This window comes from Peribacillus kribbensis DSM 17871, assembly GCF_000430765.1.
Taxonomy (GTDB): domain Bacteria; phylum Bacillota; class Bacilli; order Bacillales; family DSM-1321; genus Paraperibacillus; species Paraperibacillus kribbensis.
Genome location: NZ_AUMQ01000022.1, coordinates 247,251 through 262,345 on the forward strand (window position 1 = coordinate 247,251; position 15,095 = coordinate 262,345).

Annotated in this window: 23 protein-coding genes, 1 pseudogene and 1 riboswitch; of the genes and pseudogenes, 11 read left to right on the forward strand and 13 right to left on the reverse strand. The window is 42.1% G+C overall.

Features of this window, described 5'->3' with window-relative positions:
• Positions 1-9: 9 nt before the first annotated feature.
• Together H539_RS0103075 and H539_RS0103085 are read right to left on the reverse strand one after the other, a co-directional pair.
• Positions 10-1,368, reverse strand: a complete 1,359-nt coding sequence (locus tag H539_RS0103075; protein WP_035321821.1) for an alanine/glycine:cation symporter family protein — start codon at positions 1,366-1,368, stop codon at positions 10-12.
• A gap of 159 nt (positions 1,369-1,527) precedes the next feature.
• Positions 1,528-1,647: riboswitch (glycine riboswitch) on the reverse strand.
• 743 nt (positions 1,648-2,390) lie between these two features.
• Complete coding sequence (locus tag H539_RS0103085; RefSeq protein ID WP_026692300.1) at positions 2,391-3,359, reverse strand: proline dehydrogenase family protein; 969 nt, start codon at positions 3,357-3,359, stop codon at positions 2,391-2,393.
• Positions 3,360-3,795: 436 nt separating this feature from the next.
• Here H539_RS0103085 and H539_RS0103090 point away from each other — a divergent pair, with 436 nt between their 5' ends.
• The 3 genes from H539_RS0103090 to H539_RS0103100 all read left to right on the forward strand — a co-directional run bounded on the left by H539_RS0103090 (position 3,796) and on the right by H539_RS0103100 (position 4,840).
• Complete coding sequence (locus H539_RS0103090; RefSeq protein ID WP_026692301.1) at positions 3,796-4,230, forward strand: hypothetical protein; 435 nt, start codon at positions 3,796-3,798, stop codon at positions 4,228-4,230.
• The gene (locus H539_RS0103095; RefSeq protein WP_026692302.1) at positions 4,218-4,511 is read left to right on the forward strand and encodes a YxcD family protein; all 294 of its coding nucleotides are present in this window, start codon (positions 4,218-4,220) and stop codon (positions 4,509-4,511) included. The genes H539_RS0103090 and H539_RS0103095 overlap by 13 nt, the downstream gene beginning before the upstream one ends.
• Before the next feature lie 107 nt (positions 4,512-4,618).
• The gene (locus H539_RS0103100) at positions 4,619-4,840 is read left to right on the forward strand and encodes a hypothetical protein (RefSeq protein ID WP_026692303.1); all 222 of its coding nucleotides are present in this window, start codon (positions 4,619-4,621) and stop codon (positions 4,838-4,840) included.
• A 75-nt stretch (positions 4,841-4,915) separates the two neighbouring features.
• On the opposite strand, the gene H539_RS0103105 is transcribed toward H539_RS0103100, so the two are convergent.
• The 3 genes from H539_RS0103105 to H539_RS0103115 all read right to left on the reverse strand — a co-directional run bounded on the left by H539_RS0103105 (position 4,916) and on the right by H539_RS0103115 (position 6,376).
• The gene (locus tag H539_RS0103105; RefSeq protein WP_026692304.1) at positions 4,916-5,116 is read right to left on the reverse strand and encodes a YwbE family protein; all 201 of its coding nucleotides are present in this window, start codon (positions 5,114-5,116) and stop codon (positions 4,916-4,918) included.
• Positions 5,116-5,319 carry a hypothetical protein gene (locus tag H539_RS0103110; RefSeq protein ID WP_026692305.1) on the reverse strand — a complete coding sequence of 68 codons (204 nt, stop codon included), beginning with the start codon at positions 5,317-5,319 and terminating at the stop codon, positions 5,116-5,118. Before H539_RS0103110 ends, H539_RS0103105 begins: the two co-directional genes overlap by 1 nt.
• Before the next feature lie 172 nt (positions 5,320-5,491).
• A complete protein-coding gene (locus H539_RS0103115) occupies positions 5,492-6,376 on the reverse strand; it encodes an SDR family oxidoreductase (protein ID WP_026692306.1) in 885 nt (294 codons plus the stop codon).
• A gap of 122 nt (positions 6,377-6,498) precedes the next feature.
• Between H539_RS0103115 and H539_RS30580 the strand changes: the two genes are divergently transcribed.
• Positions 6,499-6,636 (forward strand): YpzI family protein, encoded by a 138-nt coding sequence (locus H539_RS30580; RefSeq protein ID WP_081415772.1) that lies wholly within the window; start codon positions 6,499-6,501, stop codon positions 6,634-6,636.
• A 97-nt stretch (positions 6,637-6,733) separates the two neighbouring features.
• Here the strand turns inward: H539_RS30580 and H539_RS27640 are convergent, their stop codons facing one another.
• Both H539_RS27640 and H539_RS0103130 read right to left on the reverse strand, forming a co-directional pair.
• On the reverse strand, positions 6,734-7,678 hold the full coding sequence (locus H539_RS27640; RefSeq protein WP_051348418.1) for an aldose 1-epimerase: 945 nt from the start codon (positions 7,676-7,678) through the stop codon (positions 6,734-6,736).
• Positions 7,679-7,841: 163 nt separating this feature from the next.
• Positions 7,842-8,819, reverse strand: coding sequence for a Gfo/Idh/MocA family protein (locus H539_RS0103130; protein ID WP_026692307.1), 978 nt, complete (start codon positions 8,817-8,819; stop codon positions 7,842-7,844).
• Between the two features lie 195 nt (positions 8,820-9,014).
• On the opposite strand from H539_RS0103130, the gene H539_RS33365 reads away from it, so the two are divergent.
• From H539_RS33365 to H539_RS0103150, 5 genes are all read left to right on the forward strand, one after another.
• Entirely contained in the window at positions 9,015-9,209 is a 195-nt protein-coding gene (locus H539_RS33365) for a DUF3231 family protein (RefSeq protein ID WP_155889934.1), read from the forward strand.
• A 277-nt stretch (positions 9,210-9,486) separates the two neighbouring features.
• The gene (locus tag H539_RS0103135) at positions 9,487-9,849 is read left to right on the forward strand and encodes an Hsp20/alpha crystallin family protein (protein ID WP_162144680.1); all 363 of its coding nucleotides are present in this window, start codon (positions 9,487-9,489) and stop codon (positions 9,847-9,849) included.
• 25 nt (positions 9,850-9,874) lie between these two features.
• Positions 9,875-10,060 carry a hypothetical protein gene (locus H539_RS0103140; protein ID WP_026692309.1) on the forward strand — a complete coding sequence of 62 codons (186 nt, stop codon included), beginning with the start codon at positions 9,875-9,877 and terminating at the stop codon, positions 10,058-10,060.
• 15 nt (positions 10,061-10,075) lie between these two features.
• Positions 10,076-10,444 carry a hypothetical protein gene (locus tag H539_RS0103145; protein ID WP_026692310.1) on the forward strand — a complete coding sequence of 123 codons (369 nt, stop codon included), beginning with the start codon at positions 10,076-10,078 and terminating at the stop codon, positions 10,442-10,444.
• 85 nt (positions 10,445-10,529) lie between these two features.
• Positions 10,530-10,781 (forward strand): hypothetical protein, encoded by a 252-nt coding sequence (locus H539_RS0103150; RefSeq protein ID WP_026692311.1) that lies wholly within the window; start codon positions 10,530-10,532, stop codon positions 10,779-10,781.
• A 142-nt stretch (positions 10,782-10,923) separates the two neighbouring features.
• Here H539_RS0103150 and H539_RS0103155 read toward each other — a convergent pair whose 3' ends face one another.
• The 3 genes from H539_RS0103155 to H539_RS27650 all read right to left on the reverse strand — a co-directional run bounded on the left by H539_RS0103155 (position 10,924) and on the right by H539_RS27650 (position 12,000).
• Complete coding sequence (locus H539_RS0103155) at positions 10,924-11,169, reverse strand: hypothetical protein (RefSeq protein WP_026692312.1); 246 nt, start codon at positions 11,167-11,169, stop codon at positions 10,924-10,926.
• A gap of 86 nt (positions 11,170-11,255) precedes the next feature.
• Complete coding sequence (locus H539_RS27645) at positions 11,256-11,501, reverse strand: hypothetical protein (RefSeq protein ID WP_035321824.1); 246 nt, start codon at positions 11,499-11,501, stop codon at positions 11,256-11,258.
• Between the two features lie 22 nt (positions 11,502-11,523).
• A complete protein-coding gene (locus H539_RS27650) occupies positions 11,524-12,000 on the reverse strand; it encodes a hypothetical protein (RefSeq protein ID WP_035321826.1) in 477 nt (158 codons plus the stop codon).
• Between the two features lie 170 nt (positions 12,001-12,170).
• Here H539_RS27650 and H539_RS0103170 point away from each other — a divergent pair, with 170 nt between their 5' ends.
• Complete coding sequence (locus H539_RS0103170) at positions 12,171-12,509, forward strand: YuzC family spore coat inner layer protein (RefSeq protein ID WP_026692314.1); 339 nt, start codon at positions 12,171-12,173, stop codon at positions 12,507-12,509.
• 226 nt (positions 12,510-12,735) lie between these two features.
• Here the strand turns inward: H539_RS0103170 and H539_RS0103175 are convergent, their stop codons facing one another.
• Positions 12,736-13,239 carry a hypothetical protein gene (locus H539_RS0103175; protein ID WP_026692315.1) on the reverse strand — a complete coding sequence of 168 codons (504 nt, stop codon included), beginning with the start codon at positions 13,237-13,239 and terminating at the stop codon, positions 12,736-12,738.
• A gap of 188 nt (positions 13,240-13,427) precedes the next feature.
• Between H539_RS0103175 and H539_RS33370 the strand changes: the two are divergent.
• A pseudogene (locus H539_RS33370) lies at positions 13,428-13,561 on the forward strand (MFS transporter); the annotation flags it as partial.
• Here H539_RS33370 and agaB read toward each other — a convergent pair.
• Together agaB and H539_RS0103185 are read right to left on the reverse strand one after the other, a co-directional pair.
• Complete coding sequence (gene agaB, locus H539_RS27655; RefSeq protein ID WP_035321828.1) at positions 13,556-13,996, reverse strand: PTS galactosamine transporter subunit IIB; 441 nt, start codon at positions 13,994-13,996, stop codon at positions 13,556-13,558. The pseudogene H539_RS33370 and the gene agaB sit on opposite strands and share 6 nt — an antisense overlap.
• Before the next feature lie 24 nt (positions 13,997-14,020).
• On the reverse strand, positions 14,021-14,731 hold the full coding sequence (locus H539_RS0103185; protein ID WP_026692316.1) for a glucosamine-6-phosphate deaminase: 711 nt from the start codon (positions 14,729-14,731) through the stop codon (positions 14,021-14,023).
• Between the last annotated feature and the right edge of the window lie 364 nt (positions 14,732-15,095).

Consider the following 15,095-nt stretch of genomic DNA (forward strand, 5'->3'; position numbering starts at 1 on the left):
TGTATTTCGCTATGCCGCCTTGCTTTTATGACGGCTGCTTTCTCTGTTCTTTAGAAAAAGTCTTGTTTCCCTGGCAGCAACTCCGCTAAGGCCAATGAGCCCTACAAGGTTCGGAATCGCCATGAGTCCGTTGGCTATGTCGGAGAAGGTCCATACCACTCCAAGCTTCAGGTTCGCCCCCACTACAGCCATCCCGACAAAGATATATCTGTAAAACCGGACTGCTTTGCTGCCAAAAAGATATTCCACACACTTTTCACCATAATATGACCAGCCCAGCATGGTCGAGAAGGCAAAAAGAACAATTGCGATGCCAAGTATGATGCTGCCCGCACTTCCAAAAACAGACTGAAAAGCAAGCGTCGTAGCCTCTACACCCGTTTTACCGGATTTCCAGGCACCTGTTGTGATCAGTACCAGTCCTGTGATCGTACATACCACAAAGGTGTCCAAAAATGTTCCAGTCATTGAAACCAGCGCCTGCTTGGCAGGAGAATCTGTCTTGGCGGTTGCCGCTGCAATCGGAGCACTTCCGAGTCCTGCTTCATTCGCAAATACTCCCCGTGCCACACCAATCTGGATGACAGTGGTAACCGCAGATCCGATAAATCCACCGGTGGCAGCTGTACCATGGAAAGCACCAGAGAAAATCAGCTGGAAGGAAGACGGAATTTGATCGAAATGAAAGAGTACAATGATTAACCCGGCAGCGATATAAAAGACCGCTTTAACCGGAACAAAATACCCGGCCACCTTCCCTATCTTCTTGACACCCCCTAATATTACAGCTCCCACAAGTATGGCTGCAGCAATACCTGTAAAGACCGGAGAGATGGAAAAATTGAGCTTCATGGCTTCAGCCACTGAATTAGATTGGACCATATTTCCAATCCCAAAAGACGCACAGGTACCAAAAATGGCAAACAGAACGGCCAGCCATTTTTGGTTAAGGCCTTTTTCTATATAATACATAGGGCCGCCGGAATATTCCCCATTCCGTCCCTTCACCCGAAACTTTACGGCTAAAATTGCTTCCGCGTATTTAGTCGCCATTCCAAATAAGGCAGTCACCCACATCCAAAAAACCGCGCCCGGCCCGCCAATGGCCACTGCGGTGGCAACACCTGCAATATTCCCCATCCCGATAGTAGCGGCCATTGCCGTCATGAGCGCCTGGAAATGGCTTATATCCCCAGAAGAGGAGGAGGATTCGTCATTTTTGCCAAAAGCCAGCTTAAGAGCCAGCCAAAGGCTCTTGAATTGAAACCCTCCCAATCTTATCGTAAGCAAAATCCCTGTACCGACAAGAAGAATAAGCGTGGGCAGTCCCCACACATACTTATTGACAGTCTCTAATACTTGGTCCATGATTTCTAATCTCCTTTTTTACTGGAGACATCGCATGCCTGTATATCTCCGGCACAAGATGCCTGCCCAAAAATAAAAACCATTTCTACAATCGAAATGGTCTCTGGAGATACAAGGAATAGGAAAGATAACCGGATACACACGTACCGGCTGGTCCTATGGCTTGTCTCTGTCCTTTTACCTGAAAGATTATCCGCTTATCTAAAAGCGGATTTGCTCCTTCGGTGCTCTGTTTCCTTAAGCCTGAAAGCTTAAGGGAGTCTCTCCAGAGTTTCGTCCCCATGCAGTTCTACTTGTAAGCCAAGACCTGAGAGTTTCAAAGCTAGAAAGCTAGCTTCTTGCCCCATCGGTAGATCCAAAGATCTTCTCCTGAATGGTTCATCCGAATGCTATTTAAATTATAAAGAACATTATATGGACAACTTCCATACTAAGTCAAGAAAAAATGATATATTAGTATATTTCTTACATTTTTCCAGGGTATCATCCCCTTAAATGAAATCCCGGGCAATCTTGCATTCCTTGTGCGCGAATGTTATGCGCGAATAATGGCTGTGTAGGGATTGAAGAGCTAGGGCTCACTAATTTATGTATGAGGGTATGAGACCTGCTGAGTTTTTCTGCTGATTTTGCTGCCGGCTTCCCTATCCCTGGTCCTCTTCGGACTACTTTCCTCCTCAGACGCCCCTACCTGTCCGAACCTGAACCACCTTCGGACTGCTTTTCTCCTCAGACGCCCCTACCTGTCCGAACCTAAACCACCTTCGGACTGCTATTCTCCTCAGACGCTCCTACCTGTCCGAACCTGAACCACCTTCGGACTACTTTTCTCCTCAGACGCCTCAACCTGTCCAAACCTGAACCACTTCAGACTAAATTCCCTTCACTCCGCTTCAATCTGTCCGAACCCTGCCCCTCTTCGGATCTCCCGCAAAGCCAGCCCTGCTTTCAGCCACACCCCTGTTGTCTATCTGCCGATAAAACAAAAAAACTCCCTCAGACGAAGGGAGCTTTCTGCTGTCTTATTTTTTCTTAGTCAGTCTTCCCAGCAGGTACGCACCGGCTGCTACACCTATTATGGTGTTGGTCTTTTTGTTGAAAACCTGTTTGGCCACTAAATTGATGTTTTGCGGCCTTTCAGCCAGCCGGCGCATGAAGTATCCGTACCAGTCCTGGCCAAATGGTACATAGGTACAGAAGTTATAGCCTTCTGATGCAAGCTTTACCTGCAGATCTTTGCGGAAGCCATACAGCATTTGGAATTCAAATTTTTCATTTGGGATATTGTTAGCCCTTACAAATTGTTTTACATGATTGATCACTTTATGGTCATGTGTGGCAATGGATGTGAATTTACCATTTAAAAGATGCCATTCAATCAGTTCAATAAAGTTCTTATCAATATCGCTCTTTTCCTGATAAGCGATTTCTGCCGGTTCTTTATAGGCTCCTTTTACAATTCGCAAACGGAAGTTCTTATACTTTTTTAGATCTTCCATCGCCTCTAGGAAATACGCCTGAATAACGGTGCCAACGTTTTCATATTCCTCCGAAAGCACTTCCAAAATATCGAATGAAGGCTGCAATCGTTTTGAATCTTCCATGTCCATATTTACGAAGATTCCATAACGGCTTGCTCTGTCTACGATTTCTCTTACATTTTCCAGACAGAAATCATAGTCGATATCAAGTCCTAACTGAGATGGCTTAAGGGAAATATGGGCATCAACCCCATTCTCCTGGATGGCCTCCACTACTTCAAGGATTTGCTTTTTGGCTTCAAGCGCTTCTTCCTTCTTAAAGACAAACTCCCCTAGATTATCAACGGTACAAGAAATTCCTTGGGCATTCAGTTCTTTAATGCTTTGAATGGCTTGTTCCAAATTTGTCCCCGCAACCACACTTTGCGCCCCTAATTTAAGTCCATATTTTTTAGCGGCAGTATTTAGAAGTTCATTTTGAGAGAGTCCCATAAACAAATCTTTCATCATAGCAAATTACCCCTAATTCATTAGTATTTTTTCTACTATTGTAACATATTTTAATATAATATATTTTCAAATATTTTAATACCCCTTCTTCTCCTGGATAATCGCAGGCCGGAAATTTGACGCAGTTTTCATTTCATAGTATGATAATAGTAAGCTGAATTGTTGTTCAGCATTTAAAAAAGCATAATACTCCAAAGGGGAGTAGCTTACAGCCCTGTCGTCAATACGTGGTGGCGTACCATCACCGGCATGGCTGGCAACGTAACGTTGTTTGCGAGACCTTTGCCATATTGGTAAAGGGATAAAACTGATTATTTCAAGACCTTTGCCAGCTTTGGTAAAGGTCTTTTATATTTTTTCAGGAGGGATGAATCAGGATCTGTACTGCTCCAATGACCATCAACGTTTCAAAAAAACCACTAATGGAGGAATAAAAATGAAAAAATTGTTAGCAGCCATTATTGCTTCGGCCATACTGTTCACACCTGTGGGAAGTTCCGTATTCCAGGATCATCAGACGGTTGAAGCAAAAGGATATAAATCAGGAAAACGAAGCTTTCAAATGAACGGAAATACAACAAACCGCAGCTCCTACTTTCAAAATAAAAAACAAAGTCCTGTTACATCCGCTAAGCCTGCCGGGAAACGCAGCTTCTTTAAAGGCGGTCTGATGAAAACCCTCATGATCGGCGGCCTGGCTGGATTTCTATTTGGCAGCCTATTTGCACACATGGGAATGATGGGCTCGCTCCTTGGTTTACTGGTCAATATCCTGGCCATTTATATCGTATTTTCTTTGATCCGTACGATTTTCTCTTTCAGAAATAAAAATAAACGGAATGGAAGGGATTCTGCCTCATGGAGAAATTAATCATTTCTGAACAGGATATCATCAACGCAGTCTGTTTATATATCGCAAGAAAAAAACAAATAAGGCCTGAAGAAGTTGAAGTGGAATTGCTGTATGAGGATGATTATGGATTTTCAGCTGAAGTCTATACCGGAGGACGAAAGCAGGTACTGATCACCGCCAACCTCATAGAAGCATTGCGGCTATTCCTAGACGAATACCTGCACAGGGATCCCTATGCAGGCATCACCCTGGTCCTTGATGACGAAGAAGGAATTATAGCGGAAGTCAGCCAATCCTAAAAAAAAATTTATGGCTTAACCGGGGTCTATTTTAATCCCGTTTCATATATTTAGATGAGGATAAAAAAGCGCTTTATATCCATCCCATCGAAAATAGGTGAGACCGCATGTTCGTTGTGTATTTTTATGAAAATAAAAATTTGCTGCTGAATCAGCTGCTGGCACGTCTTCCCGAGGTGGGTGCACCTTTAACCATCAAAGGGCGAAAAGGCAAGATTTCGAGTGTGGAATGCATCGATGACAATAAAAAATACATTGTACAGGTCGAGCTAGCAGCCGTAAATAAAAACAAGGCTCTCCTCGATCCAGCTAAAAAGAAAAAAAGATAGCAGCGCTCCATAAGTAAACAGCCCCCTGGAGGCAGATAAAAAAACTGTCTCCAGGGGGCTTTTCGTTTAATTTGGTTAAGATTCCTGGTGGATGGTTTTAACTCGTCCAACCCGGCCATCTGTAAGCCTAACCTTGATTCCATGCGGATGAAAGCTGGAATTTGTTAAAATATCCTTTACTGTCCCGCTGGTGGTTTTCCCTGTTCTTTGGTCAGCCTTTAAGACAATGTCTACAGAAATGCCAGGCTTGATATCACTTCTATTCTGCGGATTCATCATGTGCCCATTTTTCTCCGCTGATTACTGATTTTCTTAGTCTGCTGGCTTTTCATTTTCTTTCCCTGCTGGACATTGCCAGTGACGGGCCTGCCGCCTGCGGACTGGTTTTTTTTGTTGGCAAGCTGCTGTTTGATCGCATCCTGAAGGCTTACTTTCTTCTTTTGTGCGTCCTGAACCTGCTCAGTATTGTTTTCTGCCATATCTTCTTACCTCCTGATTGATTCATCTGGCACTCTTTTTAATAAAAGAATCTTACAGTACATACAGTATAGCCCATTCCCGCTGATAGGGAAATTTAATTTTTGAAGGAAAAACATCGATTTAAAAAAAGACACTCCTTATTAAAAGAAGTGTCTTCCTTCATCACGATTTTTATGCCAGCTCAATTCCGCCGGTAACCCCATAGGTTTGGGCGGTCACATAACTGGATTCCGTTGATGCCAGGAACACATACACCGGAGCGAGCTCCACCGGCTGCCCTGCGCGTTTCAGCGGCGTTTCCTGACCGAATGCCGGGATCTTTTCTCCAGGCTGGCCTCCGGAAATCTGCAGCGGAGTCCAAATTGGACCTGGCGCCACTGAATTTACCCTGATGCCTTTGGATGCCAGCTGCTTGGCCAGTCCTCTAGAAAACCCATTGATGGCAAACTTCGTAGAAGCGTAGTCCAAAAGGTTCGCGCTTGGATTATATCCCTGTACAGATGTAGTCGTAATAATGGAGGCTCCTTCCTTAAGATACGGAAGCGCTGCTTTAATGGTCCAGAACAGGGAGAACACATTGATTTCAAATGTGCTGCGGAGCTGTTCGGTCGTAATGTCCATAATATCCTCTACGGCCTGCTGTTTGCCTGCAATCAATGCCAGGATATCCAGTCCGCCGAGCTCCGAATTGGCCTTCTCCACCATTTCCTTACAGAAAGCCTCATCGCTTATATCTCCAGGGATGAGCACGGCCCTGCGCCCTTCCGCTTCAACCAGTTTTTTGACTTCTTCAGCATCCGGCTGTTCGACCGGCAGATAGTTAATCGCAACATCCGCTCCCTCACGTGCATAGGCAATGGCCGCTGCACGGCCGATACCAGAGTCCCCGCCAGTTACCAGCGCCTTTCTTCCTTCAAGCTTCCCTGAGCCCTTATAGCTCTTTTCCCCGCAGTCCGGAAGCGGGATCATCTCCCCCTGTACCGCTGGAGGCTCCTGATATTGTTTAGGAAAATCGTCATTAAAATATTGAGTTAAAGGATTTTTAGATTGTGACATAGTATCCTCTCCTTCTTGTTAAATAAGCATCTATCTTGAAATTCCCTCTTCTTTTTAAAAATAAACAAAGAATAAAGGAAAAATGATAAGGCCAATCTATTATGGAAAAGGAGGAGAGAACAATGGGAAAAGACCGCCAGGAGAAAAAGCTGAAAGAGTCAAGACGTGTGGAATCTGACAGAGACCAGGCCCTTCATTATGATGGGGCCACAAGGCTTCAAAGTCCAGAGGAAGCAAGGGAAATGAATAATCAATCATAAACCCCGTAAAAGCTCCGGTCTTATTCGGAGCTTTTTTTCTTTGAAAAGCAAGAAAGAAAAGAGTACAGAAAAACCGTACACTTCTCTCATCAGTCTATTAAAAATGCTTGACACTTATAGTGGCGACAAATTCTTTATTCTCATTGGGCTCGATAGACATCATGCCGGTTACTTCATCTGGAAGCTTCAGATTAGGGGCATTCGTGATCCAGCTGTATGGCTCGATCGCTACAAAATTACTCCTGCCGTCCGCCGTGAATAATACCCAATGCTTAAACCCTTCTGCCGCGTCATAGGCAAGCTCAATTCCCAGGCTTTCATGCCGGATCAGGGCCTTCGTGTTCTGGGTCATAGGAAACGGCGTATCGAAACGGACATCTTGCAGATGCATCCCCTTTGCAAGAGGCTCCTTATAATCGGTTGCTTTCAGCTCTCCTGTCGGCAGATTCCTATCGTTGAGTACCCACTCCTTCTCTACATCCATTTGAAGAGTGGAGGCTTCATTATCAAAATAGAACGTAGTATGATAGCCTAATCCGAAAGGCATGAGTGAATCTCCTTTGTTTGTGACTTTTAAGGTCTGTTTTAGTCCTTCATTCGTCAGCTCAATCTCCATTTCTAATGTGAACGAATGTGGAAATTGATCCATAATATGCGGAAAATCGTCCGAAACCAGGGCCGTCACCACCCGATTTTGATCACTGTCCATTTCTTTTACTGTCCACTCCTTATCGTGGACAAATCCATGGATATGATTTTCTTCTTTCTTACGGTTCATCTCCAGATGATAAACCTGCTGATTAAACGTGAAAGTCGCATCCTCGATTCTGTTCGGCGGGATTAAAACCGGAGTTCCGTAGACCATTCTCCTTGTTTTATATTCCTCTGCATCACTTGTAGTTCTTAAAAGCTCGGCCTCTTTCGTTTTATCATACAAAGAAATTATATTGCTTCCTTCGCTCGGCAAAACTACTGCTCTAAAACGATCATTTTCCAGTTCAATACCCTTATATTCCAAATACTTCACTGATCTAACTGCCATAAATACAGCCTCCTATTCATTCACTCGATTCTATTATTGTGGATAATTTATAAAATACTAAGCGTCCAAAAGACATTTTGGACCTGGTTTATTCATTAGTCAAATAAAACCTTTCACAAAGAGCAAAAAAAGCCCAGCCTGCGGCTGGACTCATCTTTTACAACTAGACATTCTGAAAATTGGATTCATAGCACATATCAATCGCTCTCATATTATTGATGGAGCTTTCAAGAGCATATGCAGGCTCTGTGTCATCCAGGACCGCCTGCGAAAAATGCTCAACTTCCAAAAGATAAATATCGCCATGTATCCTTTCAACACGCTCCTGTTTATCCTTCTGGACAATCACAAGTCCTTCTCCCCCGAAAAGGTCCGGTCTAAAAGGCCTTGGAACGAGAATCCTTCCCTTCGTCCCTATAATCTCATATTCCTGTCTTGAAAACATATCCATGCTGCAGTCAAACACTGCCTGCACACCATTTTCAAGAGTGACAAACCCTTCAGCGGAAAGGTCCACACCCGAAACAGGGTCCAGCTGTTTTTTCGCTTCAATATGTAAAGGTTCCGTGCTCAACACATTTCGAATAGCATGCAGGCAATAGCATCCTACATCATAAATACTTCCACCGCCCATATCCTTATTCATCCGGATATTCGTTTCCCGCTGCTCCAGGAAAAAAGAGAAGGAAGCTTTCATCATTTTAACTTCGCCGATTTCCCCTGAAGCGATAATATCCCTGACACGCTGGTGCTGGGGATGAAATTGATACATAAAAGCTTCCATGAACTTCACGCCGTTTTTCTTTACAGCAGCCTCGATGGCCTTTGCTTCCTCTGCATTTAATGTCATCGGTTTCTCACAAAGAACATGTTTTCCATGCTCCATGGCTTTAATGGCCCATTCCATATGCAAATGGTTAGGGAGCGGGATATAGACCGCATCAATATCAGGATCCCTGAGAAGTTCCTCATAGCTGTTATAAAACTTAGGGATTCCCAGTCGCTTTGCTGCTTCTTCAGCTTTTCCGCTTGCGCTTGCAATCGCTGTCATTTTTGCATTTGAAGCCCTGTTGACTGCTGGAATCAGTTGAGTCTGAGCAATATCAGCGGTGCTTAATACACCCCATTGAACGTGCTCCATCTTTTGTCCTCCTTTTACATTCTAAGTTTTTCTGACTGAAAATTTGTGCCATTTAAAAAATTATAGCACCCCTGCACTTAGTTTGAAAAGTAAACAAAGATGAATCTGCTGTAAAAAAACAGCATCTATCCGTCTGGCCACGTGCATCAATGATCTAATTAAACTCAAATATAACCACATCTTCCCTTCTTTGAGATATCTGATCAAAGAAGATCTTCATTTCCCCAGGTCTTTGAAAATGAAATAACTGATTTTACAATTTCACCTTTCTCTGAAAAACTCCTGACCTTTCATTCCGGTTTCTTAATGGCTGCGGCTATTTCTTATTATGGGACAGCCGCTGCTGCCTCCATGAGGGGAGATCTCGCCTTAAGCTGTGAAAATCGGTAATGGCAAATTTCATGGCATTGGGGGCCTTTTGAAATATTCATAAAGAAGAAATGGCTGGAGGAACCGCCCTTTGCCAGTGACAGGCAGCCTTTGAAGAATTGAAATTCCATAGTACTTCTGAAAATCTAGAATGCAGTAATTTTCCCTGGTCAATGATGCTCAGGTAATTCTTATAGCATAGCGATCAACAATGCACATATAGTTAAATATAAATGCCTCATACAAAACAAGGGGGTTTTGTATGCTAAAACCTCATTTACGTCCCAAGGTTAAGCAGGTGCTGGGAGATGATTTTTCAGGTTTATTGAATGAAGTGGCCCCTTTTATTGAACCCAGGGTGGATATATTCGCATCCGATGCTCACTATATTATTTCTGTTGATCTGGCTGGGGCTGGAAAGGAAGACTTCTCTGTTAAATTACGAAGAAACACTTTAATTGTTGAAGGTACCATACAAAATCTCTTTGCTCAAAAAAGCGTGAAAATGATATATGGTGAACGTTTTTATGGCTCTTTTAGAAAAGAAATGCTCATTCCCGAGAGCTGCTTATTGGATTACCTGTCCGCATCATTTGAATCCGGAATATTATGGATAACTTTTCCGTTTTTAAAAGGAAACAATACTTCCGGTGATTCATAATCCTCAATGAAAAAGGAGAATACTGATGTCAACCATTAAATATCATACTTTACGAATTGATACTATGAATAGTTCATCGGGTTTTTTTGCAGGAGCCAATATACAAAAAGGCAGGCAGAGTCAATCATTCATCAATGAAGGGTTTGGAACCATTAAAGGTCAGCATAATAAAGTAAACATCAGTACCGGCACCGTGAAAAAAAAATCTTAAAAAGGAATTACCTCGATGGATGAAGAAACAGTACTAAATAAACTGGATGAGCTGTATCAAAAAATAAACCAGCTTGAGCAATCCATCCCGGACAAGAACACTCCTACTATAATTATTAAATTGGATGTCAAGGATCTTCATCTGCAGGAATTAAAGCTTGAAGAGCTTGCATTCCACCTTGAAAAACTCGATATTCAAGATCTCAGCGGCATGCTAAACCTTGGAAATACGTTTTCTCCTGTTGTCCATCGAAAACCAGATGCAAATTCTGAAAGTCCATCTTCCCAATCAGACCCGCAGGAATATGAAGATATGGAAAAAGAGAAAATCCATGATATTGACATAAAGATCAATGGAAAATCTATGCCTTTTACAATAGATTAGGGAAAGGATGTTAACTTTGAAACGTTTCTCCCCCTCTTTTTTTATTGGCACTATCTCCATCGGAACAGTGGAAGGAGCATCCTGTGTGAATCTTGGAAATAATCTTCCCAGTGGTTTTGTTAATTACAAAAAACACAGCCAGGGATTTGGTTCCATCCACGGGGATCACAATGATATCCATGAAATCTTAGCTACGATTAAGGAAAAAGATATTCAAGATACTTTCCATTATGATGCTCTCCAAAATGAAAGCGATGAGCAGATACTTAATAAACTGGCAGATGAAATGTTAAACACTGAACTGGAAATTGAAGAAGAAGATGAAGATCTCTCCTAACCTCTATATGACTATTTCTCTTGTGTTTGCTGTATAGCACAGGTTCAAAAAAAATAAAAAGGGCAGCCAATGAAAAATGGGCAGCCCCTGTGATAGGTCCTAGATAATAACGGATTTTTCTCGGTAATCCTTGTCTATAAAACTAAATCGTCTGACCTTGGGCAGAAGGAATAAAGTCTGGATCAATGATATTTCCATCATTAACATCCGGATCTGCAATTAATGTCCAGTTTGCCGTATTTGCAAACATCCCCGCCTGGATCCCAAAACCGTTGTTTGTCTTCCTGTGAGATGACCAGCCAGGCATTTGGTTTTGTCCCACTCCTAATGAAGCATTTGTATTCTGCGAATTAATGTTGATGATCCCGACTCCTGCAGGAATTGCCATCTATTCCACCTCTTACTTCGACTTATTTTTTGGCTGCATATGTTTATAATAAATTATGCTTTAGGCTGAATGTCAGTGTCATATTTTTAGTATGCCTGACTTTGAACATTCGGACCTGCTGTAATATTATTTATTTGGCCATCCACAATATCCGGATCCAATATGACAGCAGTATTTTCACATACCAGGATAAATCCCGCCTGAAAACCAAAGCCAGAATTAGTCTTTCTATGTGCCGACCATGCGGGCATCTGGTTCTCTCCTATTGCAATGGCTGAATTCGTATATTGTAAATTGATATTGATAGCCCCGACATTTACACCCACCGTCAAGCTGATTCCCCCCTACAGCGGCTCAGGCCTCTTTCCCTCCATGAACATCTTCAATAGGCGCATCCATTACATCCTGATCTGATACCAAAGCAGCATTTTGGGACAGTATACTCGTTCCAACCGTTTTCCCTAATCCGGAATTTGCTTTTCGATGTGAACTCCAGTCAGTTAATAAATTGTCTCCGATCGAAACCGCAGAAGCAGTATCTATTACATTAATATTGATTTCTTTAACATCCACTTGGGTTCCCAACGAACCATCTGCACGGTCCATTCTTGATACAGATTGATTCTGGATAGGAGTATCCAGGATATCATTATCTTGAACATTGCTATAATTCTGCCACACAGCAGAGTTACTGACAGATCCAAAGCCATAATTATTTTTGCGGTGTGAGGACCAATTATTTGCAATATTTGTACCTACAAAAATACCCGAAGCTGTATCAATATTATTTACAGCTATTTGTTTCATACGAATTTTTGTAAATAATCGCATTTGACTAACTCCCAACAATAGAAAAACACATGTTTTATTTAGCTTATGTCACCCAATCTTTTTGGTTCACTTAAATAAATTAAAGCCGCGGCCATAAGATCTCATAACCTACCTAAAGGCACTCCATTTTCCTGTTTGACATACCATAGATGTAAAAAAGGAGCGTCACAATGTATTACTACAACCCATACCCACAGTTCCCGGTACATCGTCAATACCCGGCAGTCGATGTCTCAACCTTTGGTTATTCTGTGACAGCCTTTCAAAAAACAGTGAATGAAGCCAGCAATATTCTAAAAAGATTTGCAGACCCACACTTCGCCTCCAGCCTAATGGCAGCAGCCCAGGCCGGAAATCAAACAGAAGTGGACCGCTTAATTAAATCCATTGGCGTCAGCACACCCGTCACAGCAAAATACACTCCCTCAGGAATACTGCTGACCATCCATGCCGAAGCACAGGGCACACAGTGCTGTACTTTAACGATGTATCTTAAATGGGGTAAATAGATTTATTTTATATAAGGTAGAACCAGTAAAAATTTTTATAGAGCTATAGAAAAAAACCCTTGATTAAATCAAGGGTTTCGGTATGGTCCGAGAGGGAAATGAACCCCCTGCCCGACTGGGGCAATTATTATCATGCCTAAATTCCAGGAATATGGAAATGGGAACTAGACCGGTACTAATTATGGAACGAATAATGATTTTAACGACAATCCCGGCTCTGCCTTTATTATTTCTTGCTTTTTGAAGTTGACTTAGCTTTGGCTTGTTGCTTTGCTAATTCCGTTTTCTTTTTCGCTTCTTCAGCCTTTTTCTTAGCTTCTGCTTTCCTCTGGTCGATTAATTTCAGAGCTTGAACCGTTTTTCCCACATTCCCCTTGCTCTGTACGAATACAGGCAATACTTCATCAAAGGATTTTTTTGTAGCCTTTGTAATAGACTGAACCGACAAAATTTGTTTGTAAGAAAGACCCGCATCTACCGCTTTTTGAATGGATTCTTTGCTGGCTGCTTTCTTCTTAACAAGTTCTGCCATTGTTTTTTCCTTTTGAGCTTTTGGCAGCTTTGCTACTGGTGCATCTACTGCTGGCGCAGTTGGCGTTGGAGGTGGTGTTACCACTGGGGCAGCAGGAGTTGTTTCCTCTGCTGGTGTTGCAGCCTCTTCTGCGAATGCGGCTGTTGTTGGTATGATTAGGCTTACTGCCACTAATGAACTCATTACTGCTTTTTTCATAATACTTATTCATCCTTTCTAATATTTCTTACATGATTTTTATCGACCATTCCTCTTATTTCTTCATACATAGATAGGATATTTCTTGAAAGAAAACAGACGGTATCCAGGCTTATATGTGTGACTTGCCCATTTAATAAACCTATTAAAGTTACTTCGCACACTAATAAAGATTAGTGAATAAAACATCAAGGGAATTCTGGCTTCTGGCAGGAAGTTTTTTTGTTTGTGGGTTATCAACCAATGGTTTAATTGGAACCCATTTAATCCCGGCTTTATGGAGCATGGCCCGTCGGAAGTTACCGCAGCAGGTATGTTAGCGTTTATTACGAGGGATTTCACTTGTTTTTTTACCAACAGCTTTAGATTCTACATCTATGATGAGCTTAACTTTGGAGCTGATTGCGTTTTTGCCTGGTGAGAAGTGCATGTTTCCGATATTCACTTTACTAATTGGCACTCCGCCATCAACAAGTTTTCTTACTGTGTCTGGTGTGCGGCAGATGAGAAAGATTTTTTGGTGCGGAGCCGCTTTATGAATCGTATCGATTGTTTTTTGGATGGTCCAGAAACGGACTCCTGCTCCTGAAGATGTAGCGGTTGCTGTCATCAGCTGCTGCTGCAGGGCATCCTGTGCTACTAAATCATCAACTACCAGAAGCAGGTTGGCGCCAATGCCAGTCGTCCAGGAAACGCCTACTTGTCCGTGGATTAAACGGTTATCAATTCGAGTTAATAAGATATTGGGTGTATTCATTGTTATCCTTCTTTCGCTTTTAAATTAGATGTTCAAAATGGCAAAAGTGTTAGGGTGATTATTGAGAACGGTTACAGGCTTAGCCGGATTATATTCTCCTTTATTGAATGCCTCGATTGCGTCTGACTTTGAAGGACCATTCGCGATCAAAATGACCGTCTTGGAGTCCAGCAATTGTTTCAATCCTAATGTAATCCCTTGTGTCGTCGTACTCCCTCCTTTGAAGTATTTCTTCCCTACTTCCTGAGTTGTATCATCCAACTCAACAATGTGCGCCTCGTTTTCAAGGCTTGCATTTGGTTCATTGAATCCTACATGGCCATTTACACCGACACCAAGTAGACTTAAATCGATTGGGCCGGACGACCTAATAAACTCATTTACCCGTGTAAGTTCGGATGTTAAATCCTTAGCCTTTGCATCAAAGAAAACAATTTTCTCTTTTTGAATATCAAGCGGATGGAATAAAAGTCTATTTAAATAGGAAATACAGCTTCCTTGACTTTCTTCACCCAATCCAACCCACTCGTCAAGCCCAACAAAACGGCATTGAGACAAATCTAGCTTTCGACTCTTTGCTGTCTCTACTAATCTTTCATATGTTCCGATTGGTGTATCGCCGCCGGCGAGACAAAGAAGAGAGTCAGGTTTCTTTTGTACCTGTTCGATAATTTTCTCCACTGCTCTATCTGATAATTCATCATAACTTTTTGTTTCTATATAATTTACAGCCATTGATCTTTCCCTCCTATTTCTTTTCTGCAATCACTACATTTATAGTAGATTTCCTTAGCTCTTCCACAATGTCTACAGGAACTAGATGATCCGTGAATTTGCGAATAATGAAACTAACGGCGAAATCTAGTGGAGTACGAACATTTGAAAGTCATATCATTGATATGACTTTTTTTGTTCATTTATGTTCATAATCTATTACTCCTACATTAAAACCGTGAGTACATCGAATTTTGGGGCTTTCACAAGATGGAGTTACTCTTAAACCTGCCCGTATTGAATAAATATTTGGTATACAAGGAATGTGGCTTCAAATGCTCTTCGGTATTTAAAAATAGTACAATCGATCCTATTTTAGTGTATT

Bases quoted from the DNA above. Each gene is read 5' to 3' on its own strand.
- H539_RS0103075 (WP_035321821.1), bottom strand. From the start codon at position 1,368: ATGGACCAAGTATTAGAGACTGTCAATAAGTATGTGTGGGGACTGCCC.
- H539_RS0103085 (WP_026692300.1), bottom strand. From the start codon at position 3,359: ATGATGAAAGATTTGTTTATGGGACTCTCTCAAAATGAACTTCTAAAT.
- H539_RS0103090 (WP_026692301.1), top strand. From the start codon at position 3,796: ATGAAAAAATTGTTAGCAGCCATTATTGCTTCGGCCATACTGTTCACA.
- H539_RS0103095 (WP_026692302.1), top strand. From the start codon at position 4,218: ATGGAGAAATTAATCATTTCTGAACAGGATATCATCAACGCAGTCTGT.
- H539_RS0103100 (WP_026692303.1), top strand. From the start codon at position 4,619: ATGTTCGTTGTGTATTTTTATGAAAATAAAAATTTGCTGCTGAATCAG.
- H539_RS0103105 (WP_026692304.1), bottom strand. From the start codon at position 5,116: ATGAATCCGCAGAATAGAAGTGATATCAAGCCTGGCATTTCTGTAGAC.
- H539_RS0103110 (WP_026692305.1), bottom strand. From the start codon at position 5,319: ATGGCAGAAAACAATACTGAGCAGGTTCAGGACGCACAAAAGAAGAAA.
- H539_RS0103115 (WP_026692306.1), bottom strand. From the start codon at position 6,376: ATGTCACAATCTAAAAATCCTTTAACTCAATATTTTAATGACGATTTT.
- H539_RS30580 (WP_081415772.1), top strand. From the start codon at position 6,499: ATGGGAAAAGACCGCCAGGAGAAAAAGCTGAAAGAGTCAAGACGTGTG.
- H539_RS27640 (WP_051348418.1), bottom strand. From the start codon at position 7,678: ATGGCAGTTAGATCAGTGAAGTATTTGGAATATAAGGGTATTGAACTG.
- H539_RS0103130 (WP_026692307.1), bottom strand. From the start codon at position 8,819: ATGGAGCACGTTCAATGGGGTGTATTAAGCACCGCTGATATTGCTCAG.
- H539_RS0103140 (WP_026692309.1), top strand. From the start codon at position 9,875: ATGTCAACCATTAAATATCATACTTTACGAATTGATACTATGAATAGT.
- H539_RS0103145 (WP_026692310.1), top strand. From the start codon at position 10,076: ATGGATGAAGAAACAGTACTAAATAAACTGGATGAGCTGTATCAAAAA.
- H539_RS0103155 (WP_026692312.1), bottom strand. From the start codon at position 11,169: ATGGCAATTCCTGCAGGAGTCGGGATCATCAACATTAATTCGCAGAAT.
- H539_RS27650 (WP_035321826.1), bottom strand. From the start codon at position 12,000: ATGCGATTATTTACAAAAATTCGTATGAAACAAATAGCTGTAAATAAT.
- H539_RS0103170 (WP_026692314.1), top strand. From the start codon at position 12,171: ATGTATTACTACAACCCATACCCACAGTTCCCGGTACATCGTCAATAC.
- H539_RS0103175 (WP_026692315.1), bottom strand. From the start codon at position 13,239: ATGAAAAAAGCAGTAATGAGTTCATTAGTGGCAGTAAGCCTAATCATA.
- agaB (WP_035321828.1), bottom strand. From the start codon at position 13,996: ATGAATACACCCAATATCTTATTAACTCGAATTGATAACCGTTTAATC.
- H539_RS0103185 (WP_026692316.1), bottom strand. From the start codon at position 14,731: ATGGCTGTAAATTATATAGAAACAAAAAGTTATGATGAATTATCAGAT.